The following is a 24,626-nucleotide window of genomic DNA, read 5'->3' as shown; positions in this document are numbered from 1 at the left end:
CGAACCCGGCGACGGGCCGATTCACCGGGAAACGTCGCAGACGCCGCGGCCCGGCGGCAGACACGGCGCGACCCCGCCACCGGCACCCGGGAACGCCGGGCGTGGTGACGGGGTCGCCGGTACGGACGGTCAGCCCGGCAGTCGCGGGCCCGCCTCGCGCTGCTCGGCCAGCCAGGTCTCCACCTCGTCGGCACGCCGGGGCAGCCCCGCCGACAGGTTCACCGCACCGGTCGGGGTCACCACCACGTCGTCCTCGATCCGGATGCCGATGCCGCGCAGCTCCTCGGGGACCAGGTCGTCCTCCGGCTGGAAGTACAGCCCCGGCTCGACGGTCAGCACGTACCCCTCGCCGAGGGTGCCGTCCCGGTAGGTCTCCTTGCGCGCGTGCGAACAGTCGTGCACGTCGATGCCGAGCATGTGCCCGAACCCGTGCAGCGTCCACCGCCGGTAGATCGTCGACTTCTCGTCCATCGCCTCGTCCACGCTCACCGGCAGCAGACCCAGGTCGGCCAGCCCCTCCGCGAGCACCCGCATGCAGGTCAGGTGGACGTCCCTGAACGCCACCCCCGGCCGGATGAACTCGATGCCGGCCTGCTGCGAGGCGTACACCACGTCGTAGACCTGGCGTTGCAGCGGGGTGAACCGGCCGTCCACCGGCAGTACCCGGGTCACGTCGGCGGTGTAGAGGTTGCGGTTCTCCACGCCCATGTCCATCAGCAGCAGCTCACCCGGACGGGTGGTGCCGTGGTTGCGGACCCAGTGCAGGATCGTGGCGTGCTCGCCGGCCCCGACGATCGAGCCGTAGCCCACGTCGTTGCCGTCGTGCCGGGCCCGCAGCGCGAAGATCCCCTCCAGCAGCCGCTCGGAGACCCCCCGGTCGGCGGGCAGCACCCGGGCCACGTCCTCGAAACCCCGGACGGTGGCGTCGATCGCGTCCTGGAGCTGGGCGATCTCCCACTCGTCCTTGACCAGCTTCAGCTCCGAGATGGCGATCGCCAGCTCCCGGTCCCGGGCCGGCTGCCCCTCCTCGCGGACCCCGTCGTACGGCCGCACCGCCGCGTCCACCCGGGCGTCGAAACCCCGCAGCACCCGGGTACGCGCCGGGGCCAGCTCGGCCAGCGCCTGCTCCAGTTCGGTCAGGTCGGCGGTGGGCAGGCCCAGCTCGGTCGACTTCTCGGTGAGCGTGTGCCGCCGGCCCACCCACAGCTCGCCGTGCCGGCTGCGGAAGAACTCGTCGGTCTGCCGCGAGGAGCGGGGGCGCATGTAGAGGACGGCGTCGTGCCCGGAGCCGTTCGGCCGCATCACCAGGACGCTGTCCGGGTCGTGGTCGCCGGTCAGGTACGCGAAGTCACTGCCGGGCCGGAACCGGTACTCGGTGTCGTTGGCGCGGACCTTCTCCCCGCCGGTCGGGATGACCAGCGTCTCGCCGGGGAAGGCCGCCGACAGGGCGGCCCGCCGTTTGGCGTGGTGCGGCACCTCGGGGCGGGGTCCGACCGGCAGCTCGGTGTCCCGCCAGCCCTGCCGCATGAAGGCCAGGTACGCCTCCGGGAAATCCGGGTCGTGCGATTCGGTGCCGTCCGCCGGCTTCGTGTCGGTCCGCTCCTCGGCCATGCTCCCGCTCCCTCCGGTGCGTCGCTGGTCCAGACGGTACCGCGCGGGTGGCCCCGGGGGAGTGCCCGTGGTGCCGCGACGGGCGGTCCGGGCGCGTGGAAAGATGGCCCACATGTGCGGACTCCTGGCCTTTTTCAGCGCGCGCGGCGACGCCGGCGCACACCGCGACGCCATCGCCGGAGCGTTGGAATGCCTGCACCACCGTGGGCCCGACGAGACGGGTGTCGAGCTGGTCGGTGACGCCACCGGCCGGTACGCGGACGGGGTCTTCGGCCACAAGCGGCTGGCCATCATCGACGTGGCGTCCAGCCACGAGCCGCTGCCCTACGCCGGCGGCCGGTACCTGCTCACCTTCAACGGTGAGATCTACAACTACATCGAGCTGCGCGAGGAGCTGATCCGCAACTTCGGCGCGCAGTTCGCCACCGCCGGTGACGGTGAGGTGATCGTCGCCGGCTACCACTACTGGGGTGAGCAGGTGCTCACCCGGCTGCGCGGCATGTTCGCCTTCGTCATCTGGGACCGGCAGGAGCGGCGTGCCTTCGGGGCCCGCGACTACTTCGGCATCAAGCCGCTGCACTACCTGGAGACCACCGACGGCCTCTACCTCGCCTCCGAGAAGAAGGCGCTGCTGCCGTTCGCGCAGTCCGCGTACGCCGGGGACGCCGGGGTGGACACCGCCAACCTGTCGCACTACCTGACGTTGCAGTACGTCCCCGAGCCGGGCACCCTGCACCAGGGCATCAGCCGGATCGGCTCCGGCGAGTACCTCACCTGGAGCCCCGGCGGGCGGATCGACGTGCGCCGCTGGTACCGGCCGGTGTTCCGGCCCGCCCCGGTCGCCGACGAGCAGCGCCTCTACCACCAGATCCGGGAGACGCTGCGGGAGAGCGTCCGGATGCACATGCGCTCGGACGTGCCGGTCGGCTCGTTCCTGTCCAGCGGCATCGACTCCACCGCCGTGGTGGCGCTGGCCCGCGAGTTCAACCCGAACATCCTCACCTTCACCGTCGGCTACGACGTCCCCGGCTACTCCGAGATCGACGTGGCCCAGGAGTCGGCCCGGCACCTGGACGTGACCACCATCCCGACCAAGATCGGGCCGCAGGACATGATCGAGGCGCTGCCGAAGATCGTCTGGCACCTGGACGACCCGGTGGCCGACCCGGCGCTGGTGCCGCTGTACTTCGTCGCCAAGAAGGCCGCCGAGCACGTCACCGTGGTGCTCTCCGGCGAGGGCGCGGACGAGTTCTTCGGCGGGTACACCATCTACCGGGAGCCGCTCTCGCTGAGCAGCGTCAACGGCCTGCCCGGCGGGGTGCAGAAGGGCCTGCGGGCGGTGTCCAAGGCCATCCCGCAGGGGGTCAAGGGCAAGAGCTTCCTGGAGCGCGGCACCACCCCGATCGAGCAGCGCTACTACGGCAACGCCCGGATGTTCACCGAGGAGGAGAAGCAGCACCTGCTGCGCCGGTACGACCCCTCGGTGCGCTACACCGACGTCACCGCGCCCATCTACGCCGAGTGCGCCGAGCTGGACGACGTGACCAAGATGCAGTACGTCGACCTCTACACCTGGCTGCGCGGCGACATCCTGGTCAAGGCGGACCGGATCTCGATGGCGCACTCGCTGGAGGTCCGGGTGCCCTTCCTGGACCGGGAGGTGTTCGAGGTGGCCGCCGGCATCCCGGTCGACCTGAAGCTGCCGCCCCGCTCCGACGCCACCAAGTACGCCATGCGCCAGGCGTTGCAGGGCGTGGTGCCGCCGGCCATCGTCAACCGCAAGAAGCTCGGCTTCCCCACCCCGACCCGGGTCTGGCTGCGCGGCGAGATGTACGAGTGGGCCCGCTGGGTGTTCAGCAACTCCGGTGCCGGCGACCTGCTCGACCTGTCGTACGCGATGCGGCTGCTGGAGGAGCACAAGCGCGAGGAGTTCGACCACTCCCGCAAGGTGTGGACGGTGCTGATCTTCTGCATCTGGCACGCCATCTTCGTCGCCAAGACCCTCGACCCGGGCATCCAGCGCAACCAGTCGGCCCTGCTGACCAAGCCGGTGGTCGGTTCCATGGTCCGCTGACCGCCCCCGCTCCCGCGATCCGGCGACCACCGCCGGACGCCCGGCGGCACGCACAGAGCCACGACGGCCCCGGGTCGGAACTCCGACCCGGGGCCGTCGCTGGCTGGCTCAGCGTCCGGAGCAGCTGATGCTCTGCGGCGCGCCGGCGGTGCCGTTCGCGGTGAAGCCGAAGGTCGTCTTGCCCTCCGGCGGGATGGAGCCGTTGTACGCGGCGTTCGTCACGGTCAGGGTCGAGCCCGACGTGGTGGCGGTGCCGTTCCACACCTGGCTGACGCTCTGGCCGCCGCCCCAGTTCAGGGTGGCGGTCCAGCCGGAGTAGGTCGAGGCGCTGTGGTTCATGACCTCGACCTCACCCTGGAATCCGCCGCCCCAGGTGCTGACCACCTTGAAGACCGCCATGCAGCCACCGGCCGGCGGCGGCGTCGTGGGCGGAGGAGTGGTCGGCGGGGGCGTGGTGGGCGGGGGCGTGGTGGGCGGCGGGGTGGTCGGCGGCGGCGTGGTGGGCGGGTTGCTGCCACCCGGGCCGATGCCGGTGACCTCACCGTTGCCACCGTCGAAGGTCACGTCCGAGCAGCCGAAGAAGTTCTCCTGGCTGTCCGAGCGCACCCAGCGGGAGTAGATGATGTGCCGCCCGCTCTTGTTCGACGGCAGGTTGCCGGTGAAGTAGTAGTGCCCCTCGTTGCTGCCCACCGAGCCCCGCTGCGGCGGGTTGGTCACCTGGAGGAACGGCTGCTCCTCCAGGTCGCTCCAGGCCAGCGGCCGGGTCGGGCTCCAGCTGTCCTTGGTCACGTAGAAGTAGAACGTGCCCGGGTGGTGCGCCCAGTTGGAGTAGTTGAACTCCATCTGCCGCCCGGCGGTGAGGTGGGTCAGCGGCCAGTCGTTGCGCGCCAGGTCGTAGCCGGCGAACCCGGTGTTGCCGCCGCTGCACAGCTTGCCGTCGGGGATGAAGCCGACGGTCCGGCCGCCGGCGTCCGAGCGCAGCACGCTGAACCAGTTGTAGAGCGAGTTGGTGCCGCTCTGCGCGACGGCGGCGGAACAGGCCGGGTTGTTCGGCTTGATCTCGCCGGTCTGGCTGAGGCCGTCCTTCCAGCACAGGTAGGTCCGGCTACCCGGCTTCATCGCCGCGCCGTGCGCGGCGGCCGGATCCGGCTGCGCCACCACGGTGAAGGCCGTGGCGGCGGCGAGGGAGGCGACCGCGGTGAAGATCGCGGCCGTACGGGAACGTGACACAGGTTCTCCTGACCCGCCGGGAGGGGCGAACGCCCGACCCGGCCTACGTGCGGGGTCCACGGTGGGACCACGCGGTGTGCCAAAGGGTCGCGGTGACGCGCGTCGGCGCGGGAGGGCCGGGCAGGCGCGTACCGCCGCCGGTCCGTCTGTCGCGGACCGGGGCCCCTCGGGTGGCTCAGGCTCCATGGCACCGACGGCGTGTCAGCCCCCACGCCGTCCGGTACGGGTCATGACATCACGCTCAGGACCCGGTTGGCAATAGGCGGCACTCGATAGGTGTGTCGTGGGTCGTCGGGCCTGGTCCGGACGGTTGTGCCAGCCTGGTACCGGACGCCCGGTGGGCGGCGGCGAGAGAGGTGGCGAGGATGGGCTACGCGGTGGTGCTCGGGGAGGCGTTGGTCGACCTGCTGGACGCCGAACACGACGGGGAGCCGGTGTTCCGGCAGGCGGTCGGCGGCGGGCCGCTCAACGTCGCGGTCGGGGTGGCCCGGCTCGGGGCGGCCGTCCAGTTCGTCGGCTCGCTCGGCGACGACGTGCTGGCCGGCCGGATCCGTCGGCTCCTCACCGACGTCGGCGTCGGTACCGCCGGGCTGGTGACCCGGCCCGCGCCCACCGCGCTCGCGGTGGCGACCTTCGCCGGAGCCGAGCCCGAGTTCCGCTTCTACGGCGACCCGCCGTCCTGGGCGCTGCTGACCGCCGACGACCTCGACGTGGCGCTGGTCGAGGGGGCGGACGTGCTCTACTGCGGCTCGATCGTGCTGCTGCACCCGTCCACCCTGGCCGCCGCCCGTCGGGCCTGGACGCTCGCCACCGGTCTGCGGGTCTTCGACCCGAACGTGCGGCCCCGGCTGCTGTCCGGGCCGGACGCGCTCGACGGGGTGCGCGCCACCACCGCCGAGTTCGCCGCCAGCGCGCACCTGGTCAAGCTCAGCGCCGCCGACGCCGAACTGCTCTACCCCGGCCAGCCAGTCGACCAGGTGGCGGCGTACCTGCGCGGGCTGGGCGCCGGGGCCGTCGTGGTCACCCTCGGCGCGCGCGGCGCGCTGGTCGCGGCCGGAGCCGATCCGGTACCCGTGTCCGCCCCCGAGGTCCGGGCGGTCGACGCCACCGGGGCCGGTGACTCGGTGATGGCGGCGCTCGTCGCCGACCTGCTGGCCGACGGTCCGCCCGCCGGGCCGGCCGGCTGGACCGACCGGGTCACCTTCGCGCTCCAGGTGGCCGGCCTGGTCTGCGAGTCACCCGGCGGCGCGCTCGCCATGCCCACCCGCGAGGCGGTCACCCGCCGGTTCCCCGCCTGACCCAGGCGGGCCGGGGGCGGTACCCGACGCGCCCGCCGCTCCGGCGACGTGGGTACTGCCCTTTGCCGACGCTGCGGACCCCGCCCCGGCCGGACGCGTGCCGTGGTCGGCACCGTCCAGGTGGACCTGTGTCCGGTAAGGGTCGCCGGGGCCGTGTCCGTCAGAGGAGCAGGTAGCCCTGGAGTCCCTCGGGCCGCTGACCCTCGCAGTTCGGGTCATTGGAGTCGAAGTGTTCCCCGTTGCTGCGCACCAGGCACCGGTAGAAGGCGCGGTTGGGTGCTGCCGGCGGGGTGCTGTACGCGTATCCGATCAACCCGATGTTGGGGAATCCCTCGCAGTTGAACTGTGGGGAGGTGAACCGGTCGGAGCCTTTCGTGCACTGGAAGAGCGGGTGGGTGCCGGGCTGCGCCGTGGTGTGGATCTGCCCGAGGACGAACTCGGCCGCGTAGCCCTCACCGGGGTGGAAGACGGAGCTCATGTGGTCCTTCTTCAGCCACCAGTACCTGGTGAGCGGCGCGGTGTCGGCGAGCACCCCCGGCGAGCCGGCGCCCAGGCTGCTGTCGGTGGCGGCGTTCGGACTCCCCGCACCTCGCGCCTCTGCCATGGCCGGTGCCGCGATTCCTGTGGTCATGACGGTCACCGTGATCGCGGCCACGACCATTCCCGCCATACGTCGTCCACGCGCCCGAAGAGAAGTCATACTTGTAAATTCTTCAGATCAACTTTATGACTGTCAATGCCGTGAATTCTTTCGACAATTATTAAACGGACTTTGGTGGAGTGTCCGGAACGAATGTGGGCAGTCCATTCCGACTCCCCTCCCGGGCCCACCTCAGGGGCGTCCGCCCGGGGGTCAGGCCGTGCCGTCGAGTTCGGCGTACCCGCGCCGGGCGGCGACCAGCGCGGCCCGCGCCCCGAACGGCGCCTCCGCGGCCACCCGCTCCGGCGGCGCGCCACCGGTGTGTCCGGCCCGGATCAGCCAGGCCAGGTCGGCGAGCTGCCCGTGCTGGGCCCGGACGAACGCCACGTCGACCAGGTCACCGTGTCCGGGCACCACCGTGGTGGTCGCGGTGGTGAGCCGCAGCAGCCCGGCCACCGCCTCCGGCCACTGCAACGGGTACGACTCCTCGAACGCCGGGGGACCGCTCTGCTCGACCAGGTCACCGGCCACCAGCACGTCCGCGTCCGGTACGTGCACCACCAGGTCACCGGCGGTGTGCCCGCGTCCGGGATGGTGCAGCACCACTTCCCGGCCGCCCACGTCCACCGTCGTCGTGGTGTGCACCACCTCGGTCGGGGCGAGCAGCGCGGTCTGCGCCAGCTCGGCGGCGAGCGCCGGATGCTCGGTCCGCATCTCCTCGTACGCCAGGTGGCGCAGCGCGTCCGGGCGTTCACGCAGCCACTGCGCGGTCAACTCGTGCGCGTACACCGGGCGGGGCGGATCGGCGGCGAGGGTGGCGTTGCCGAAGCAGTGGTCGAAGTGCTGATGGGTGTTCACCAGGGTCAACGGGTGCGGGGTGACCGCGCGGACCGCGGCGGCCAGCGCGGTCGCCTGCGCCGCCGTGGAGAGGGTGTCCACCAGCAGCGCCGCGCCGTCGCCGACGACCAGGGTGACGTTGACGTCGAGCAGCGGCTCCCGCAGCACGTGCACCCGGTCGGCGATCTCCACGAAGCCGGCCGACGTGCCGGACCGGCCGGTCACGGCGTGCCGGCCGCACGCTCGACGAAACGCTGCCGGTCCAGCAGCACCCGCTCCACCCGCCCCTGGGCCACCGTCTCGCCGCCGTCGGTCACCCCGACCGTGAAGACCAACCGGCGGCCGTCCACCTCGTCCAGCCTGGCCTCGGCGATCACGGTACGGCCGACCGGGGTGGGCGCGCGGTGGTCCAGCTCCACCCGGACGCCCACCGTTGTCGACCCCGGCGGCAGGTGCCGCGCGGTCGCCGCCACGGTGGCCGCCTCGGCCAACGCGACCACCCGGGGGGTGCCCAGCACCGGTACGTCACCGGAGCCGACCGCCTGCGCGGTGTCGGCATCGGTTACGGTCAGTTCGACCCGGGCGCTCAACCCCGGCGTGACAGTCTGGTCCGGCATGGCGACAGCCTACGCCGGCCGTCCGGACGCCGGTCGGCGTTCGTCGATGCGCTGCGCGCCGTTAACCTGAACGGTGATGGCCGTTGTCACTGATTCCCAGCCCCCCGCCCCCTCCGGCCCGTCCGGGACGTCCGAGGGCGGACGTCGCCGCGTGGTCGCCATGTCGATCTGGAGTGCCCTGTTCGTCGCCGGTTGGCTGACGATCGGCCTGCCCACAGACCCGGCGTACGCCTTCGTCTGGATCTGGTCCGGCGTCATCGCCTGGAACTGGGGCCGCCCGTGGCGCAGCCACCTGGGCTTCGCCCGGGACTGGCTGCCGGTGGTGCTGCTCCTCGCCGCGTACAACCTCTCCCGGGGCTTCGCCGACAACGGCGCGACCCCGTACTCGTTCGACCTGATCGTGGCCGACCGGTTCCTGGTCGGTTGGGCGACCGGGGGCGAGGTGCCCACCATCTGGTTGCAGGAACGGTTGTACGGCCCCGAGGTGCGGTGGTGGGACGTGGCGGTGGCCTGGGTCTACTTCTCGCACTTCGTGGTGACCCTGGCCGCGGCGGTCGTGCTGTGGATGCGGGACCGGGCCCGCTGGGGCCGGTACATGCGGCGGTGGGGTTTCCTCTGCGCCGCCGGCCTGGCCACCTACTTCATCTACCCGGCCGCGCCGCCGTGGTGGGCCGCGCAGAACGGCCTGCTCGGCGAGGTCGCCCGGATCTCCACCCGGGGGTGGCGGGAGTTCGGCATGCACGGCGCGGGCAACATGCTCAACGCCGGGCAGATCGCCTCGAACCCGGTGGCGGCGATGCCGTCCCTGCACACCGCGTGGGCCCTGTTCGTGGTGCTGTTCTTCCTCACCTCGACCCGCCGCCGCTGGTGGCCGCTGCTGCTGGCGTACCCGCTGGCGATGACGTTCACCCTGGTCTACTCCGGTGAGCACTACATCATCGACGTGCTGGTGGGCTGGGCGTACGTGGGGATGACGTTCCTGGTGGTCGGCCTCGCCGAGCGGTGGTGGGCGGCCCGGCGGGCGCGCCGTGCGGCCCAGCCGGTGGACGGTCAGCCCGACGAACCGACCGGGGCGGCCACGACCGTCGACACCGACGCCACCGGAGACGGTGGCCCCACCGCGACGCAACCGTCGACCGTCCCGGTCAGCCGCTGACCCGGGTGGCGGCGCGGGTCGACCGGCGAGCCGGATCGGTGGTGCCGGTCAGCCGCTGACCCGGGCGGCCTGGGCCCGGGTGGTCAGCTCGGCCGCCAGGGCCCACGCCTCGGTCACGTCCCGGTGCAGCGCCGCCGCGCCGGCACCGCCCGCCGTGTCGGCGTGCACCGTGGCCAGCCGCAGCCGCCGCTGCACCGGGCCCTGCACCACCCGTACGCTCTGGATCCGGGCGTACGGCACGATCGCCAGCTGGCGGGTCAGCAGCCCGGACCGTACCGCGAAGACCCGCTCGGCCAGGCCCGCGCCGAGCACCCGCCGGCTCAGCGGGCGCAGCCAGCGGGCCCGGGCCGGCGGCGCGGTCAACGGCAGCTCGCCGATGGTCACCCCGGGCAGCACCTCGCCGGTGATCATCTCGCCGGTGGCCCGGTCCCCGACGGGCAGCAGCCGGTCCGGCCGGTTGCGGTCGTCCGGTTCGGCCGCCGAGTAGCCGGCCACCTCCAGCCGCAGCCGGAGCCACCCCTTGGCCCGCCACAGCAGCGGCCAGGTCACCCCGACCGCCTGCACCCGGCTCAGCGGTACGGTCTGCACCCGGGTCTCCAGCAGGCCGTTGTGGACGCGCAGGGTGCCGTTGTCGCGGTGCAGCCGGAAGTTCCAGTCGTCGAGCACCCGGCGGACCGGTTGCAGCAGGATTCCGGCCATCGCGGTCAGCGTGCTGGCGACCGCGATGAACGACCAGGAGTCCTCGGAGAGGAACTGCGCCACCACGAAGGCCAGGCCGATCGGGAGCATGAACGCCTGCGGGGTGAGCAGCTGGCTGACCAGCAGGTCCCGGTTGGTGACGGTGTGCAGCGGCGGGCTGTTCGGCGCGGCCGGCCCGGTGGTCGCCACGGTCGGGGCCGGCGGCTGCCCCGGGGCGCGTCCGGCCAGGTCGAGCAGGCGGGCGCGCAGCGCCGTCGCGTCGGCCACGCTCAGGAACGCCAGCGGCGCCTCGGTCTTGCCCCCGCCGACCACCTCCAGCCGCAGCTCGGCCAGGCCGGTGAGCTGGGCGAGGAGCGGCCGGACCACCTCCACGGCCTGTAGCCGCTCCAACGGGATGGCCCGGGTGCGTCGCCACAGCAGCCCCTCGTAGACCCGCAACTCTCGGCCGACCACGTGGTAGCCGGTGTTGTACCAGCTGACCACCGAGAGGACGGTGGCACCGAGCGCCAGCAGGACGACCATGCCGGCGAAGGTGCCGAAGCCGACCCGGGACAGCGTCGACCAGGACAGTCCGGCGATCACCACCACCAGGGACTTCGCCCCGTGCAACGCCGGACTCAGCGGGTGCAGCCGTTGGCGCGGCTCCACCTGCTCCGGCCCGACCGGCCACCCACCCGGCCCGGGATAGGGCGGCGTCGGCCCGGGGTACGCCATGTCCGGCCCGGGGTGGGGGGCACCCGGCCCGGGGTACGACGGGTGCTGAGGGCCCGGCCAGGCGGGAGCGGGCGGCAGCCCGCCGCCGGTCGGCGACTGCGGTCCCACCGGCCCGGCTGCCGGACCCCAGGCCGGGCCGCCGGCCGGAACGGCTCCCGGGCCTGCCGCCGGACCGGGGTTAGCCGGGATGCCCGCCGAACCGGGGTTAGCCGGGATGCCCGCCGGGCCGTGGTTTGCCGGGATGCCCGCCGGGCCGTGGTTTGCCGGGATGTCCGCCGGGCCGTGGTTTGCCGGGCCGGCTCCGAGGTCTCCCGTCGGGCCGGTTTGCGGGTTTCCCGCCGGGCCGGCCGGCGGGCCTGCCGCCGGTTCCGGTTCGGTGGGGACGCCGGTCACAGGCCCTCCGCCCGGACCTCGCCCAGGGCGGTGAGCCGGTCCCGCAACCGGGACGCCTCGGCCGGCGGCAACCCCGGCACCCGGGCGTCGCTCGCCGCGGCGGCGGTGTGCAACTGCACGGTCGCCAGGCCGAAGGCCCGCTCCAACGGGCCGGCGGTGACGTCGACGAACTGCATCCGCGCGTACGGCACGATGGACAGCCGACGCACCAGCAACCCGTGCCGCACCAGCAGGTCGTCGTCGCGCTCGGCGTACCCCCAGGCGTGCACGGCGCGGACGATCGCCACCGCCCGCCAGGCGGTGAGCACCGCCACCAGCCCCAGCGCCGCGCCGAACAGCCAGTGGCCGCTGACCGCCCAGCCCAACGCGAGCCCGACGAGCAGCACGGACACCCCGATCGCCAGTCGGGTCAGCTCCACCCAGATCAGGTCGGACGAGACCCGCTGCCAGCGCACCGAATCCGGCCACGGCTCGAGCGGATCGGCCGGACCATGGTCGCCGGTGGTCGCCGCGGTCACCGGTACGCCTCGCTGCGATCAGTCACCAGTCGAGGGTAACGATCCGGACGCCGGTTCGACCTCCCGGAGAAATCCCCGCGCGCCGAGAAAGTCACCGAGCGTCGTACGGTGGTCGGCGCAGGCGAGCCAGGTCTTGCGGCGGGCGGGGTCGTGCAGGCGGGGATTGTTCCACCGCAGCGCCCACACCGCCGGTGCCCGGCAGCCGCGCGACGAGCAGATCGGCGTGTCGGTGGTGGCGGGTCCGGTCATCGGGGCCAGTCTAGGCGGCGCGCCGGAGGAGATGAGCGCCGGGCGGCCACGGGGGGAGCCGCCCGGCGACGGCTGAATCGTACACGTGGCGACGATGTTCGGGAACCCCCGGTCGAGCGGTTTCCGACCCGGAGGGCGGTACGGCGAGAATCGCCTTCTCGCCCAGCTACCCATCAGCCGGGCATGCGAGGCTTGACCCGCACTTCGTTGCCGACAATCGAGCACGCTGTGGAGGACCGGTGGCCCAGCCGACCACACCCGACCCGACCGCGACCGACGCCGCACCCGCGTCGCCCAGCACACCAGCGGAGGACGCCACCCTGCTGGAGCGGGCGCTGTTCGAGATCAAGCGGGTCATCGTCGGTCAGGACCGGATGGTCGAGCGGATGTTCGTCGCCCTGCTCGCCCGGGGGCACTGCCTGCTGGAGGGGGTCCCGGGGGTGGCGAAGACGCTCGCCGTGGAGACCCTCGCCCGGGTCGTCGGCGGGTCCTTCGCCCGGGTGCAGTTCACCCCGGACCTGGTTCCGGCCGACATCATGGGTACCCGGATCTACCGGCAGTCCAGCGAGAAGTTCGACGTGGAGCTGGGTCCGGTGTTCGTGAACTTCCTGCTCGCCGACGAGATCAACCGGGCCCCGGCCAAGGTCCAGTCGGCGCTGCTGGAGGTGATGAGTGAGCGCCAGGTGTCGATCGGCGGCCAGACCCACCGGGTGCCGGACCCGTTCCTGGTGATGGCCACCCAGAACCCGATCGAGCAGGAGGGCGTCTACCCGCTGCCGGAGGCGCAGCGGGACCGGTTCCTGATGAAGATCGTCGTCGGTTACCCGACCGACGCCGAGGAGCGCGAGATCGTGTACCGGATGGGGGTGGCCCCGCCCGAGCCGACGCCGGTGTTCAGCTCCACCGACCTGCTGGCCCTCCAGCGCAAGGCCGACCAGGTCTTCGTGCACAACGCGCTGGTCGACTACGCGGTCCGGCTGGTGCTCGCCACCCGTACCCCGGCCGAGCACGGCATGCCCGACGTGGCCCAGCTCATCCAGTACGGGGCGAGCCCACGGGCGTCGCTCGGCCTGGTCCGGGCCACCCGCGCGCTGGCCCTGCTGCGCGGCCGGGACTACGCGCTGCCGCAGGACGTGCAGGACATCGCCCCGGACATCCTGCGGCACCGGCTGGTGCTGAGCTACGACGCGCTCGCCGACGACGTGCCGGCCGACCACATCGTGCACCGGGTGATGTCGACCATCCCGCTGCCGTCGGTGGCACCCCGGCAGCAGGCCGGCCCGCAGCCGCATCCCGGCGCGCAGCCCGGGAACGGCTGGCCCGGGCAGCGGCCGTGACCCCACCTGTCCGCCGGCCCACCGGCGCCACCCCCGGCACCCGCAGCGAGGCCGTCCTCTCCCGGCTCCAGCTCCTGGTCACCCGCAAGCTCGACGGCCTGCTCCAGGGCGACTACGCCGGGCTGCTGCCCGGGCCGGGCAGCGAGGCGGGGGAGTCCCGCGAGTACCGCCCCGGTGACGACGTCCGGCGGATGGACTGGCCGGTCACCGCGCGGACCACGACGCCGCACGTGCGGCGTACGGTGGCCGACCGGGAGCTGGAGACGTGGCTCGCGGTGGACCTGTCGGCGAGCCTCGACTTCGGTACCGGGCAGTGGCTCAAGCGGGACCTGGTGGTCGCGGCGGTGGCCGCGCTGGCCCACCTGACGGTGCGCGGCGGGAACCGGATCGGCGCGGTGGTCGGCACCGGCGGCCCGGCCGGCCCCGGCACCACGCCGGCCCGGCCCGGGTCGGCCGGGTCGGCGCGGTCCGGGGGTGGTGGCGGGCCGTCGCTGGTGCGGCTGCCGGCCCGGACCGGCCGCAAGGAGGCGCAGACCCTGGTCCGTGCGGTCGCCGCCACCGAGGTCCGGCCCGGCCGCAGTGACCTCGGCGCGCTGGTCGACCTGCTCAACCGGCCGCCCCGGCGGCGCGGCGTGGCGGTGGTGATCTCCGATTTCCTCGCGCCGCCGCAGCAGTGGGGGCGGCCGATCCGCAAACTGCGGGTCCGGCACGACGTGCTGGCGATCGAGGTGGTCGACCCGCGGGAGCTGGAACTGCCCGACGTGGGCGTGCTGCCGGTGGTGGACCCGGAGACCGGTGAGGTGCACGAGGTGCAGACCGCCGACCCGGGGCTGCGTCGCCGGTACGCCGAGGCGGCCGCCGCGCAGCGGGCGGCGATCGCCCGGGAGTTGCGCGCGGCCGGCACCGCCCACCTGCGTCTACGTACCGACACCGACTGGCTGCTGGAGATGGTGCGCTTCGTGGCCGCGCAGCGGCACGCCCGCACCCGGGGGACGACTCGATGATCCGTTTGTTGCAACCGTGGTGGCTGCTGACCCTGCTGCCCGTCCTCGCGCTCGCCGCGCTCTACGTGTGGCGGCAACGCAACCGCCGGGCGTACGCGATGCGGTTCACCAATGTGGAGCTGCTGCGTACCCTCGCGCCGAAGGGGTTGGGCTGGCGGCGGCACGTCCCGGCGGTGGCGCTGTTGCTGTGCCTGCTGGCGCTGTCGGCGGCCACCGCCCGGCCGGCGATCGACACCCGGGAGCCGCTGGAACGGGCGACCGTCATGCTGGCCATCGACGTGTCGCTGTCCATGCAGGCCGACGACGTGACCCCGAACCGGCTGGAGGCCGCGCAGGAGGCGGCCAAGCAGTTCGTCGGCGAGCTGCCGCAGACGTACAACCTGGGGTTGGTGTCGTTCGCCAAGTCGGCGAACGTGCTGGTCCCGCCGACGAAGGACCGGTCGGCGGTGGTGGCCGCCATCGACGGGCTGGTGCTGGCCGAGGCGACCGCGACCGGTGAGGCGGTGTTCACCTGCCTGGAGGCGATCCGGTCGGTGCCGGCGGACGGCGCGGCGGGCATCCCGCCGGCCCGGATCGTGCTGCTCTCCGACGGTTTCCGTACGGCGGGCCGGTCGGTGGAGGAGGCCGCCGCGGCGGCGCAGGCGGCGAACGTGCCGGTCTCCACGATCGCGTTCGGCACCGACACCGGGCAGGTGGAGATCGGCGGTCAGGCCCAGCGGGTGCCGGTGGACCGGCTGGCCCTGGCCGACCTGGCGGAGACCACCCAGGGGTACTTCTACGAGGCGGCCTCGGTGACCGAGCTGAAGCAGGTCTACCAGGACATGGGCAGTTCGATCGGGTTCCGCACCGAGCCGCGCGAGATCACCCAGTGGTACGCGGGGGTGGCGTTGCTGTTCGCCCTGGCGGCGGCCGGCGCGAGCCTGCTCTGGACCTCGCGCATCCTCTGACCCGGTCCCTGCCGGTCCGTTCCGTGTCGGGTGGCACGACCCTGCCCGGGGTCGTGCCACCCTGTCGTGCGCGCGGCCGGGCGGATGGCCGGCGACGCCCGGCCGGGGTGGTCGCGGTCAGTGGGTGCCGCTGGTGAGGACGAAGAGGACGGCCACCCAGACGGCGGCGAGGGTGAAGCCCAGCGGGGCGACGTAGCGGCTCATGACGGCTCCGGGTGGCGACTCGACGGTCGGCGACGGGACGCGGACCGAGGGGAGGGACAGGACGCGCACGCGGTCGTGACCGGGGTGCTCGACCCGCGACCGTCCGGCGGCCGGACGGCGTGACCCGGTGGCCCGACCTGAGGTCGGAGTACGGGTGACGTGCGGGGAGCGGGAGCTGGTCAGCTCACGGGACTGAGCCGTGGCTCAGCGGAACTGACGGACGGCCCGGCCACGACTCGGAGGATCGCTATCTCGCACAGCGATCACCTCCTGCGGTCGGCGGGGTCCGGAACGCGGATCATCGTACACCCGCGTCCGGTGTGGTCACCCCGGGGTCGCGCCACGCGCGCCGGGGTGCCCGGGTTCGCCCTTACCTGCCGGTAACCCCTAGTCTCCAACCCGTCTGTGCACTCGTTTCTCGCCCGAGGGGGACCCGATGGCCCGTACCGTGCTGGTGACCGGTGGCAACCGGGGGATCGGCCTGGCCGTCGCGCAGGCCTTCGCGAAACAGGGCGACCGGGTCGCGGTCACGCACCGCTCCGGTGACGCCCCCGAAGGGCTGTTCGGCGTCCGGTGCGACGTCACCGACTCCGCCTCGGTCGACGCCGCGTTCACCGCCGTCGAGGCGGAGCTGGGGCCGGTCGAGGTGCTGGTCGCCAACGCCGGCATCACCGACGACACGCTGCTGCTGCGGATGAGCGAGGAGCAGTTCACCCGGGTGCTGGACACCAACCTGACCGGCGCGTTCCGCTGCGCCCAGCGGGCCTCCCGCCGGATGCTCCGCAACAAGTGGGGCCGGATGATCTTCATCTCCTCGGTGGTCGGCCTCTACGGCGGCCAGGGCCAGGTCAACTACGCCGCCAGCAAGGCCGGCCTGGTCGGCGTGGCCCGGTCGATCACCCGTGAGCTGGCCTCCCGCAACATCACCGCGAACGTCGTCGCGCCCGGCTTCATCGACACCGACATGACCGCCGAACTCCCCCAGGAGCGGCGCGAGCAGTACCAGTCGGTCATCCCGGCCGGCCGGTTCGCCAGCGCCGAGGAGGTGGCCGGGGTGGTCACCTGGCTGGCCGGCGACACGGCGGCCTACATCTCCGGTGCCGTGATCCCGGTCGACGGTGGCCTGGGCATGGGCCACTGACCCCACCGGCCCGCCGCCTGAACCCGTTCCGCCCGCCCGACCGCGGTGCCCCGCCGTACGCCCGACGCGCCGTCGCCCGGCGCGGACCGGGCCCCCGGCCACGACCCAACGGCCGCCCGGCCCCCGGGCCACGACCCAACGGAGGAAACGCACATGTCCGGACTGCTCGCCGGTAAGCGGCTGCTGGTCACCGGCGTCATCACCGACGCCTCGATCGCCTTCTCGGTGGCGAAGCTCGCCCAGGAGAACGGCGCGCAGGTCGTGCTCACCGGGTACGGTCGCCTCTCCCTGGTCGAGCGGATCGCCCGGCGGCTGCCCGAGCCGGCCCCGCTGATCGAGCTGGACGTGACCAACGCCGAGCACCTCGCCGGCCTGGCGGACAAGGTACGGGAGCACGTCGACGGCCTGGACGGGGTGGTGCACTCGATCGGCTTCGCCCCGCAGAGCTGCCTCGGCGGTGGCTTCCTCGACGCGCCGTGGGAGGACGTGGCGACCGCCCTGCACGTCTCCACGTACTCGTACAAGTCGCTGGCCATGGCGGCGCTGCCGCTGATGTCGCCGGGTGGCGCGGTGGTCGGCCTCACCTTCGACGCGACCAAGGCGTGGCCGGTCTACGACTGGATGGGCGTGGCCAAGGCCGGGCTGGAGTCCGCCTCCCGCTACCTGGCCATGCACCTCGGCCCGAAGGGCATCCGCAGCAACCTGGTCGCCGCCGGCCCGCTGCGCACCATCGCCGCGAAGTCCATCCCCGGGTTCGAGCAGTTCGAGGAGAGCTGGATGCAGCGCGCCCCGCTGGGCTGGAACCTCACCGACCAGGAGCCCGCCGCCCGCGCCTGCCTGGCCCTGCTGTCGGACTGGTTCCCGGCCACCACCGGCGAGATCGTGCACGTCGACGGTGGCTACCACGCCCTCGGCGCCTGACGTTCGACACCCCGGCGCGGCCGGGGGTTCCGGTCCCTGACGCCGCCCGGCGGGGCTCCCGCCGGGCGGAACCCCCGCCGTATGACCCCGGGCCGCCGCCGGCAGAGGGGGGCGTCGCGGGCCAGCCACCAGCGGCGGGGAACAATGGGACCATGGCGTACGACGCGGTGGTGCTGGTTTCCTTCGGTGGCCCGGAACGGCCCGAGGACGTGATGCCGTTCCTGCAGAACGTGACCCGGGGGCGGGGCGTCCCGCCGGAGCGGCTGGCCGAGGTCGCCGAGCACTACCAGCACTTCGGCGGGGTCTCCCCGATCAACCAGCAGTGCCGGGAGCTGCTCGCCGCGATCCGGGCCGACTTCGCCGCGCACGGGATCGACCTGCCGGTGTACTGGGGCAACCGGAACTGGGACCCGATGCTCGCCGACACGGTCGGCCAGATGCGCGACGACGGCGTACGCCGGGCGTTGGCCTTCGTCACCAGCGCCTACGGCGGGTACTCCTCCTGCCGGCAGTACCAGGAGGACATCGCCGCGGCGCGGGCCGCGGTCGGCCCGGACGCCCCGGTGATCGACAAGCTGCGCCAGTTCTGGGACCATCCCGGGTTCGTCGAGCCGCACGCCGACGCGGTACGCGCCGCGCTGGGCCAACTGGACCCGGCCCGGCGGGACACCACCCGGCTGGTGTTCACCGCGCACTCCATCCCCACCTCGATGGCGGCCGCCGCCGGCCCGCACGGCGGCCGGTACGAGGCCCAACTGCACGAGACCGCCCGCCTGGTGGCCGCCGCGGCAGCTCCCGACCTGCGGTACGACCTGGTGTGGCAGAGCCGCTCCGGCCCGCCGCAGGTGCCGTGGCTGGAACCGGACGTCAACGACCATCTCGCCACGCTGGCCGAGGCGGGCGTCACCGGTGTGGTGGTCAGCCCGATCGGGTTCGTCTCCGATCACCTCGAGGTGGTCTGGGACCTGGACACCGAGACCCTCGCCACCGCCAAGCAGCTCGGCCTGGACTTCGTCCGGGCCGGCACCCCGGGCACCGACCCCCGGTTCGTGGCGATGGTGCGGGAGCTGGTCGTGGAGCGGCTCGACGGGGACTCCGAGCCGGACCGTCGCCGCCTCGGCGAACTGCCCTGCTGGGACACCTGCCCCACGGTGTGCTGCGTACCGGCCCGCCGCCCTTGACCCTGTGCGATGCCCGCTGCCCGTGACCCGGCGGGAAACGCCCCGACCACCCCCTGAGGAAACAGATGCACGAGCGGAAACCGGTGTGCAGTTGGCTCACCGACATGGACGGTGTGCTGGTGCACGAGGGCCAGCCGGTGCCGGGAGCCCCGGAGTTCGTCAACCGGTTGCGCGCGTCCGGCAAACCCTTCCTGGTACTCACCAACAACTCCATCTACACCCCCCGTGACCTGTGCGCCCGGCTCAACCGGATGGGCTTCGAGGTGCCCGAGCACGCCATCTGGACGGCGGCGCTGGCCACCGCGCAGTTCCTGGCCGACCAGCGGCCGGGCGGCACCGCGTACGTGATCGGTGAGGCCGGGCTGACCACCGCCCTGCACGCGGTCGGGTACGTGCTGACCGACTTCGAGCCGGACTACGTGGTGCTCGGCGAGACCCGCACCTACAGCTTCGAGGCGATCACCAAGGCGGTCCGGCTGATCAACGACGGGGCCCGGTTCATCTGCACCAACCCGGACGTGACCGGGCCGTCGGTGGAGGGGGCGCTGCCGGCGGCCGGCTCGGTCGCCGCGATGATCTCCAAGGCGACCGGGGTGGAGCCGTACTTCGTCGGCAAGCCGAACCCGATGATGATGCGGTCGGCGTTGAACACCATCAACGCGCACTCCGAGACCACCGCGATGATCGGTGACCGGATGGACACCGACATTCTCTGCGGGCTGGAGGCGGGGCTGGAGACGATCCTGGTGCTCACCGGCATCAGTACCCGTGCCGAGGCGGAACGCTACCCGTACCGGCCGTCCCGGATCGTCGACTCCGTCGTCGACCTGATCGACGAGCTCTGACACCGTCCCCGGGTGGGGTTCAGGGGCGCAGCGGGGCGTTGCAGGCGGCGACCAGGGCCCGCCGGCACGCGGTGGTCAACGGGCGCAGCGCGGCGTCGCGCTGCTGGGCTTCGTACCCGTTGACCGCCCCGCCTGGGGCGGCGTGCTCGGCCAGCGCCAGCACCCGGTCCAGGACGGCGGCCCGGGCGAACAGCCGCCGGGAGCGGGGGTCGAAGCCGGGCGGCAGGTCGGTGGAGCCGTCGGGCCGGCGCAGCGCCTCCAGCGCACCGGCCAGCTCGGGTCGCCACTGGGCGACGTCCAGCCGGGTCAGCGCGGCGGTCGTCTCGGCCAGCGCGACGGACAGCTCCGCCTCGGCCTCGGCGGCCCCGGGCAGGATCAGCGACGCGGCCGGCGCGTCCGGCGGCAGCGGGTAGCAGCGCCACAGCACGGTCTCGAAGGTCACTCCCGAGCCGGAGGTGTGCGTGCGGACCTCCGGGATGACGCCGAGGCCGCCGGCCACCACCGCCTCCCCGGCCAGCAGTGCCGCGCCGGCGAAGTCACCCGGGCCGGGCAGGCCGCGCGGGTCACCCGGCGCGGGCAGGACCAGCCGGATCTCGTCCGGCGAGAGCTTGGCCAGGCTGGGCAGGGCGTCGCGCAGCGACACGTCGGTCCAGGTGCCGGGGGCGTCCGCGACGAGGTGTTCCTCGTCGCCGGCGACGGCGTCGGCGACCTCGTCGTAGGGGACCAGCCCGGCGCGCCACGCGCGCACCCAGGCCACGAACCGGCTCGACCGGCGCGGAGCGAGAGTGACCGCGCCCGTTGCGGGAGACATGCAGAGAAGGGTACGTGCTGACGGCGGGTCTGTCTCGACCGTCGCCAGGGCCGTACCACCTGCCCCGGCTTGCCCTTTTCGACCCGGTGTGACGCTGGGTCCGGGCGGCGCGCCTGCGCTCTGCGGCCGGGCCGGACGGCTACCGTCACGGCCCATGGGGAGGCGATACGGCGAGGACGTCCTGGCGGGAGACTGGCGGCGGCGGAAGGTGGTCCCGGAGGTGGACGCCGAGCCCGACCTGGTGGTCGAGGACGCCGACTCGGGCTTCTGCGGGGCGGTGGTCGGGTTCGAGTCGGGCGCGGTGGTGCTGGAGGACCGGCACGGCCGGCGGCGCAACTTCCCGCTGCTGCCGGCGGCGTTCCTGCTCGACGGCCGGCCGGTGACGTTGCGCCGGCCCACCCGCGCCCCGGTGCCGGCGGCCCGGCGGCGTACCGCCTCCGGTTCGATCGCGGTGGACCGGGTACGCGCCCAGGTGGCGAAGGCCAGCCGGATCTGGGTGGAGGGGGTGCACGACGCCGCGCTGGTGGAGCGGATCTGGGGGGACGACCTGCGGATCGAGGGTGTGGTGGTGGAGCCGTTGGACGGCATCGACGCGCTCGACGCCGAGGTACGCGCCTTCGCGCCCGGCCCGGCCCGCCGGCTCGGCGTGCTCGTCGACCATCTGGTGCCCGGCTCCAAGGAGAGCCGGATCGTGGCCCGGGTCGACTCGCCGTACGTGCTGGTGACCGGGCACCCGTACGTGGACGTCTGGCAGGCGGTGAAGCCGGCCGCCCTCGGGATCCCGGCCTGGCCGGTGGTGCCGCCGGGCCGGCCGTGGAAGGAGGGCGTCTGCGCGGCCCTCGGAGTGGCCGACCCGGCGGACATGTGGCGGCGCGTCCTGTCCCGGGTGGACAGCTTCGCCGACGTGGAGACCCCGCTGATCAACGCGATGGAACGCCTGATCGACTTCGTCACCGAGCCGGGCCGCGCCGACTAGCCCGGCGGGGCCGCCGGTCCGCGCCGACTGCCGCGCCGTGCCGACTGGCCCGGCCGGCCGCCGGGCCGCGCTCACTAGCCCGGCCGGGCTCACTGGCCGGGCCGGCCGTCCGGGGGCGACACGTGGTCGGTGCCGCGCCCGCCTCACACCTCGCGGGTGTGCACGAAGGTGGCGATGTCCAGGGCCGTCGGCCGGCCGGCGTCGTCGCGGAGCACGGTGAGCGGTTCGCCGTCCTGGCTGCCGCCGCGACCCCGCCAGCGGTCCGGTCCTTCCGGGGCGAACCGGGTCACCTCCCGGCCCCGCTGGTACGCCACCAGCAGGCCCGCGTCGGCGTCCCAGCCCAGGTCGAGAGCGTGCCCCATCCACCACCAGCGCCCGGTCAGCTCGGCGATCCCGGCCGGCGGGGGTGCGGTGGCCGGCCGCCACGGGGTCGCCGGGGCCGGTTCGGCGTCCAGGACGGTGGTGAGCACCTGCTGGCCGAGCGCGCCGATGTGGCCGGTCCGGAAGCCGTACGAGTTGGCGAAGCCGATCACCCCGGTCCGGCTGGGCCGGTGCACGGCCAGCGCGGCCACGTACCCGGGCATCGAGCCGCCGTGCCCGACGTAGACCCGGTCACCGTCGCGGTACAGCTCGACGCCGAGTCCGTGCCCGCCCTTCCAGGAGTCGAGGTCGCTGATCACCACGGGGGCGCACATCTCGGTGAGCGTCTCCGGGGCGAGCACGGCCGGGTCCGGGTCGGCGAGGAAGGCCGCCCACCGGGCCAGGTCGCCGGCGGTGGCCCAGAGCTGCCCGGCCGGGGCCATCGCGCCGGTGTCGGTACGGGGTTCCTCCCGCAGCGTGTCGTGCCAGGGGTGCACCACGTAGCCCCGGGCGTACGGCTCGGTGGCCTGGTAGGTGGTGCGGCGCATGCCGAGCGGGTCGAGGATCCGGTCCCGGAGCAGCGCGTACCAGGGCGTGCCGGTGATCTTCTCCAGCACTCCGCCGAGCAGCCCGTACGCCAGGTTCGAGTAGTGGTAGCCGCGGTGCGGCGGGTACGAGATCTTGTCGGCGCTCAGCCCGGCGAGCAGGGCGGGCAGGTCACCGCCGGCGCTGCGTTCCCACCACTCGCCGTCCGGTTCGCGTTGCAGGCCGCTGGCATGGCCGAGGAGCTGCCGCAGGGTGAGCGCGCCGAGCGGGGTGCCGGGCAGATGCCGGTCGAGGGGGTCGGCCGGGTCGAGCCGGCCGGCGTCGCGCAGCTGCATGACCAGTACGGCGGTCATGGTCTTGGTGATCGAACCGAGCCGGTACTGAAGGTCGGCGTCGGGGCGCGGGTGGTCCCCGGCGACGGCGAGGTGGGCCAGGGCGCCGTCGCGGACCACGCCGATCAGCAGGGAGGGGGTACGGCCGGTCGCCTGGGCGTCGGCGACGAGGTGGTCCACCCGGCGGGCGGTCTCCGGTGACAGGGGCATGGCACTCCTCGGCGGCGGTGTGGGACGTCGGCGGCGGCGACGGTGGTGCGGAGCGTCGGCGACGACGGTGGTGTCGGACGTCGGCGACGACCCTACTGATCACCGGCGCGAGGTCCCACCGGTTTCCGAATTCGTCAGACCGTGATCTTCAGAAGTGGGTGGAGGTGCGCGGACGTGCAAGTATCGAATGGTGGACGCGGTGTTCTGGATCGTGCTGGGAGTGGTGCTGGCGGTCGCCGAGATATTCACGGCGACGCTGTTCCTGATCATGTTCGCGGTCGGCGCGTTCGCCGCCGCGGGTGCGGCGGCGCTCGGCGCGCCGGTCGCCATCCAGGCGGTGGTCTTCGCGGTCGTCTCGGCGCTGACCGTGTTCGCCGCGCGACCCACCATCCAGCGGCACCGGCGTTCGGCCGTGGAGAGCGGTGACCAGCCCTTCGGGGTGGAGGCGATCGAGGGATCGACCGCCCTGGTACTGGAGCGGGTCGACGCCGACCACGGCATGGTCAAGATCGACGGAGAGCTGTGGACCGCCCGGTCGTACGACGCCACGCAGGTGTTCGTGCCGGGGCAGCGGGTCCGCGTGATCCAGGTCCGGGGCGCGACCGCCCTGGTGTGGCAGGACGACATCTCCTCGGGGGAGCTCCCCGACGTGGAAGGGTGAGCGTATGGAAACGGTGATCGCGGTGCTGTTCATCGCGGTGGCGCTGATCGGGGTGATCGCGCTGGCGAAGTCGGTGCGGATCGTGCCGCAGCAGCGTCAGGACGTGGTCGAACGGCTCGGCCGGTACAAGCGCACCCTCAACCCGGGGCTGAACCTGCTGGTCCCGTTCGTCGACGCGGTCCGGACCAAGGTCGACATGCGGGAGCAGGTGGTCAGCTTCCCGCCGCAGCCGGTGATCACCTCGGACAACCTGGTCGTCTCGATCGACACGGTGCTCTACTTCAAGGTGGTCGACTCGGTCCGGGCCACCTACGAGATCTCGAACTTCCTCCAGGCCATCGAGCAGCTCACCGTCACCACACTGCGGAACGTGATCGGCTCGCTGGACCTGGAGCGGGCGCTGACCAGCCGGGAGGAGATCAACCGGCACCTGTCCGGGGTGCTGGACGAGACCACCGGCCGGTGGGGCATCAAGGTGACCCGGGTGGAGATCAAGGCGATCGAGCCGCCGCCGAGCATCCGCGACTCGATGGAGAAGCAGATGCGCGCCGAGCGGGACCGGCGGGCCGCCATCCTCAACGCCGAGGGGCACAAGCAGTCGCAGATCCTCACCGCCGAGGGTGAGAAGCAGGCCGCGGTGCTGCGCGCCGACGGTGACCGGCAGGCCCGGATCCTCCAGGCCGAGGGCCAGGCGAAGGCGATCCGGACCGTGTTCGACGCGATTCACACCGCCAACCCCAGCCAGAAGGTGCTCGCCTACCAGTACCTCCAGGCCCTGCCGCAGATCGCCAACGGCACCGCCAACAAGGTCTGGATCGTCCCGGCCGAGCTGACCAAGGCGCTGGAGGGGATGGGTGGCGCGCTCGGCGGGCTGAGCCGGATGGCCGGCGACGCCCCGTCCCCGGAGGCGTCCGACGGGGCCAGCGAGGTCGAGCGGGAGGCGGCCGAGGCCGCGCAGGCCGCGGCGGCCGCCGCGGCGCAGATCCACGACGAGGTACGCGTCGCCGAGGCGCAGGCCACCGGCGGTCGGGGGCCGCAGGGGCTGCCCGCGCCGGAGCCGGTCTCCCCGGCCAGCCTGCTCCAGGACCCCGCCGAGCAGCGCGAACGCGCCTGA

At 73.3% G+C, this 24,626-nt stretch carries 24 protein-coding genes; 13 read left to right on the top strand and 11 right to left on the bottom strand.

The genetic code is table 11. The features are described from left to right. Positions 1-129 precede the first annotated feature (129 nt). On the bottom strand, positions 130-1,611 hold the full coding sequence (locus PVK37_RS27360) for an aminopeptidase P family protein (protein ID WP_275030705.1): 1,482 nt from the start codon (positions 1,609-1,611) through the stop codon (positions 130-132). Between the two features lie 112 nt (positions 1,612-1,723). Between PVK37_RS27360 and asnB the strand changes: the two genes are divergently transcribed. Continuing rightward, on the top strand, positions 1,724-3,685 hold the full coding sequence (gene asnB / locus PVK37_RS27355) for an asparagine synthase (glutamine-hydrolyzing) (protein WP_275030704.1): 1,962 nt from the start codon (positions 1,724-1,726) through the stop codon (positions 3,683-3,685). 108 nt (positions 3,686-3,793) lie between these two features. Here asnB and PVK37_RS27350 read toward each other — a convergent pair whose 3' ends face one another. Continuing rightward, positions 3,794-4,915, bottom strand: a complete 1,122-nt coding sequence (locus PVK37_RS27350) for a lytic polysaccharide monooxygenase auxiliary activity family 9 protein (RefSeq protein ID WP_275030703.1) — start codon at positions 4,913-4,915, stop codon at positions 3,794-3,796. A 365-nt stretch (positions 4,916-5,280) separates the two neighbouring features. Between PVK37_RS27350 and PVK37_RS27345 the strand changes: the two genes are divergently transcribed. After that, entirely contained in the window at positions 5,281-6,213 is a 933-nt protein-coding gene (locus PVK37_RS27345; protein ID WP_275030702.1) for a carbohydrate kinase family protein, read from the top strand. A gap of 160 nt (positions 6,214-6,373) precedes the next feature. On the opposite strand, the gene PVK37_RS27340 is transcribed toward PVK37_RS27345, so the two are convergent. The 3 genes from PVK37_RS27340 to PVK37_RS27330 form a co-directional block, all read right to left on the bottom strand. Further along, a complete protein-coding gene (locus PVK37_RS27340) occupies positions 6,374-6,844 on the bottom strand; it encodes a hypothetical protein (protein WP_275030701.1) in 471 nt (156 codons plus the stop codon). A 222-nt stretch (positions 6,845-7,066) separates the two neighbouring features. Further along, a complete protein-coding gene (locus PVK37_RS27335) occupies positions 7,067-7,915 on the bottom strand; it encodes an MBL fold metallo-hydrolase (protein ID WP_275030700.1) in 849 nt (282 codons plus the stop codon). Then, positions 7,912-8,307 (bottom strand): thioesterase family protein, encoded by a 396-nt coding sequence (locus PVK37_RS27330; protein ID WP_275030699.1) that lies wholly within the window; start codon positions 8,305-8,307, stop codon positions 7,912-7,914. Before PVK37_RS27330 ends, PVK37_RS27335 begins: the two co-directional genes overlap by 4 nt. 76 nt (positions 8,308-8,383) lie before the next feature. Here PVK37_RS27330 and PVK37_RS27325 point away from each other — a divergent pair, with 76 nt between their 5' ends. Beyond that, positions 8,384-9,463: a phosphatase PAP2 family protein gene (locus PVK37_RS27325; protein WP_275030698.1), complete on the top strand. Its 1,080-nt coding sequence runs from the start codon at positions 8,384-8,386 to the stop codon at positions 9,461-9,463. A gap of 48 nt (positions 9,464-9,511) precedes the next feature. Here PVK37_RS27325 and PVK37_RS27320 read toward each other — a convergent pair whose 3' ends face one another. From PVK37_RS27320 to PVK37_RS27310, 3 genes are all read right to left on the bottom strand, one after another. Beyond that, positions 9,512-10,876, bottom strand: coding sequence for a PH domain-containing protein (locus PVK37_RS27320; protein WP_275030697.1), 1,365 nt, complete (start codon positions 10,874-10,876; stop codon positions 9,512-9,514). 389 nt (positions 10,877-11,265) lie between these two features. Continuing rightward, positions 11,266-11,787, bottom strand: a complete 522-nt coding sequence (locus tag PVK37_RS27315) for a PH domain-containing protein (RefSeq protein ID WP_275030696.1) — start codon at positions 11,785-11,787, stop codon at positions 11,266-11,268. Between the two features lie 18 nt (positions 11,788-11,805). Then, positions 11,806-12,036 (bottom strand): hypothetical protein, encoded by a 231-nt coding sequence (locus tag PVK37_RS27310; RefSeq protein ID WP_275030695.1) that lies wholly within the window; start codon positions 12,034-12,036, stop codon positions 11,806-11,808. Positions 12,037-12,275: 239 nt separating this feature from the next. On the opposite strand from PVK37_RS27310, the gene PVK37_RS27305 reads away from it, so the two are divergent. The 3 genes from PVK37_RS27305 to PVK37_RS27295 are packed head-to-tail and all read left to right on the top strand — an operon-like array spanning position 12,276 to position 15,324. Continuing rightward, the gene (locus tag PVK37_RS27305; RefSeq protein ID WP_275030694.1) at positions 12,276-13,373 is read left to right on the top strand and encodes an AAA family ATPase; all 1,098 of its coding nucleotides are present in this window, start codon (positions 12,276-12,278) and stop codon (positions 13,371-13,373) included. Then, positions 13,352-14,377 carry a DUF58 domain-containing protein gene (locus tag PVK37_RS27300; protein WP_275035242.1) on the top strand — a complete coding sequence of 342 codons (1,026 nt, stop codon included), beginning with the start codon at positions 13,352-13,354 and terminating at the stop codon, positions 14,375-14,377. The genes PVK37_RS27305 and PVK37_RS27300 overlap by 22 nt, the downstream gene beginning before the upstream one ends. Beyond that, positions 14,374-15,324, top strand: coding sequence for a VWA domain-containing protein (locus tag PVK37_RS27295; RefSeq protein ID WP_275030693.1), 951 nt, complete (start codon positions 14,374-14,376; stop codon positions 15,322-15,324). The genes PVK37_RS27300 and PVK37_RS27295 overlap by 4 nt, the downstream gene beginning before the upstream one ends. Positions 15,325-15,441: 117 nt before the next feature. Here PVK37_RS27295 and PVK37_RS27290 read toward each other — a convergent pair whose 3' ends face one another. Beyond that, on the bottom strand, positions 15,442-15,597 hold the full coding sequence (locus PVK37_RS27290; protein ID WP_275030692.1) for a hypothetical protein: 156 nt from the start codon (positions 15,595-15,597) through the stop codon (positions 15,442-15,444). 367 nt (positions 15,598-15,964) lie between these two features. On the opposite strand from PVK37_RS27290, the gene fabG reads away from it, so the two are divergent. The 4 genes from fabG (at position 15,965) to PVK37_RS27270 (ending at position 19,616) form a co-directional block, all read left to right on the top strand. Next, positions 15,965-16,669 (top strand): beta-ketoacyl-ACP reductase, encoded by a 705-nt coding sequence (gene fabG, locus PVK37_RS27285; RefSeq protein ID WP_275030691.1) that lies wholly within the window; start codon positions 15,965-15,967, stop codon positions 16,667-16,669. 153 nt (positions 16,670-16,822) lie between these two features. Further along, positions 16,823-17,590, top strand: a complete 768-nt coding sequence (gene fabI, locus PVK37_RS27280) for an enoyl-ACP reductase FabI (protein WP_275030690.1) — start codon at positions 16,823-16,825, stop codon at positions 17,588-17,590. 152 nt (positions 17,591-17,742) lie between these two features. Next, entirely contained in the window at positions 17,743-18,771 is a 1,029-nt protein-coding gene (locus tag PVK37_RS27275; protein ID WP_275030689.1) for a ferrochelatase, read from the top strand. 65 nt (positions 18,772-18,836) lie between these two features. Beyond that, entirely contained in the window at positions 18,837-19,616 is a 780-nt protein-coding gene (locus PVK37_RS27270) for an HAD-IIA family hydrolase (protein WP_275030688.1), read from the top strand. A 19-nt stretch (positions 19,617-19,635) separates the two neighbouring features. Here the strand turns inward: PVK37_RS27270 and PVK37_RS27265 are convergent, their stop codons facing one another. Continuing rightward, entirely contained in the window at positions 19,636-20,427 is a 792-nt protein-coding gene (locus PVK37_RS27265; protein WP_275030687.1) for a hypothetical protein, read from the bottom strand. Positions 20,428-20,581: 154 nt separating this feature from the next. On the opposite strand from PVK37_RS27265, the gene PVK37_RS27260 reads away from it, so the two are divergent. Continuing rightward, positions 20,582-21,403 (top strand): DUF3097 domain-containing protein, encoded by an 822-nt coding sequence (locus PVK37_RS27260; RefSeq protein ID WP_275030686.1) that lies wholly within the window; start codon positions 20,582-20,584, stop codon positions 21,401-21,403. A 143-nt stretch (positions 21,404-21,546) separates the two neighbouring features. On the opposite strand, the gene PVK37_RS27255 is transcribed toward PVK37_RS27260, so the two are convergent. After that, the gene (locus PVK37_RS27255) at positions 21,547-22,851 is read right to left on the bottom strand and encodes a serine hydrolase domain-containing protein (RefSeq protein WP_275030685.1); all 1,305 of its coding nucleotides are present in this window, start codon (positions 22,849-22,851) and stop codon (positions 21,547-21,549) included. 190 nt (positions 22,852-23,041) lie between these two features. On the opposite strand from PVK37_RS27255, the gene PVK37_RS27250 reads away from it, so the two are divergent. Beyond that, complete coding sequence (locus PVK37_RS27250; RefSeq protein ID WP_275035241.1) at positions 23,042-23,512, top strand: NfeD family protein; 471 nt, start codon at positions 23,042-23,044, stop codon at positions 23,510-23,512. 4 nt (positions 23,513-23,516) lie between these two features. Continuing rightward, positions 23,517-24,626 carry an SPFH domain-containing protein gene (locus PVK37_RS27245; protein ID WP_275030684.1) on the top strand — a complete coding sequence of 370 codons (1,110 nt, stop codon included), beginning with the start codon at positions 23,517-23,519 and terminating at the stop codon, positions 24,624-24,626.

This window comes from Micromonospora cathayae (assembly GCF_028993575.1).
Lineage (GTDB): Bacteria > Actinomycetota > Actinomycetes > Mycobacteriales > Micromonosporaceae > Micromonospora > Micromonospora cathayae.
This window is presented reverse-complemented; position numbering and strand designations above follow the sequence as displayed.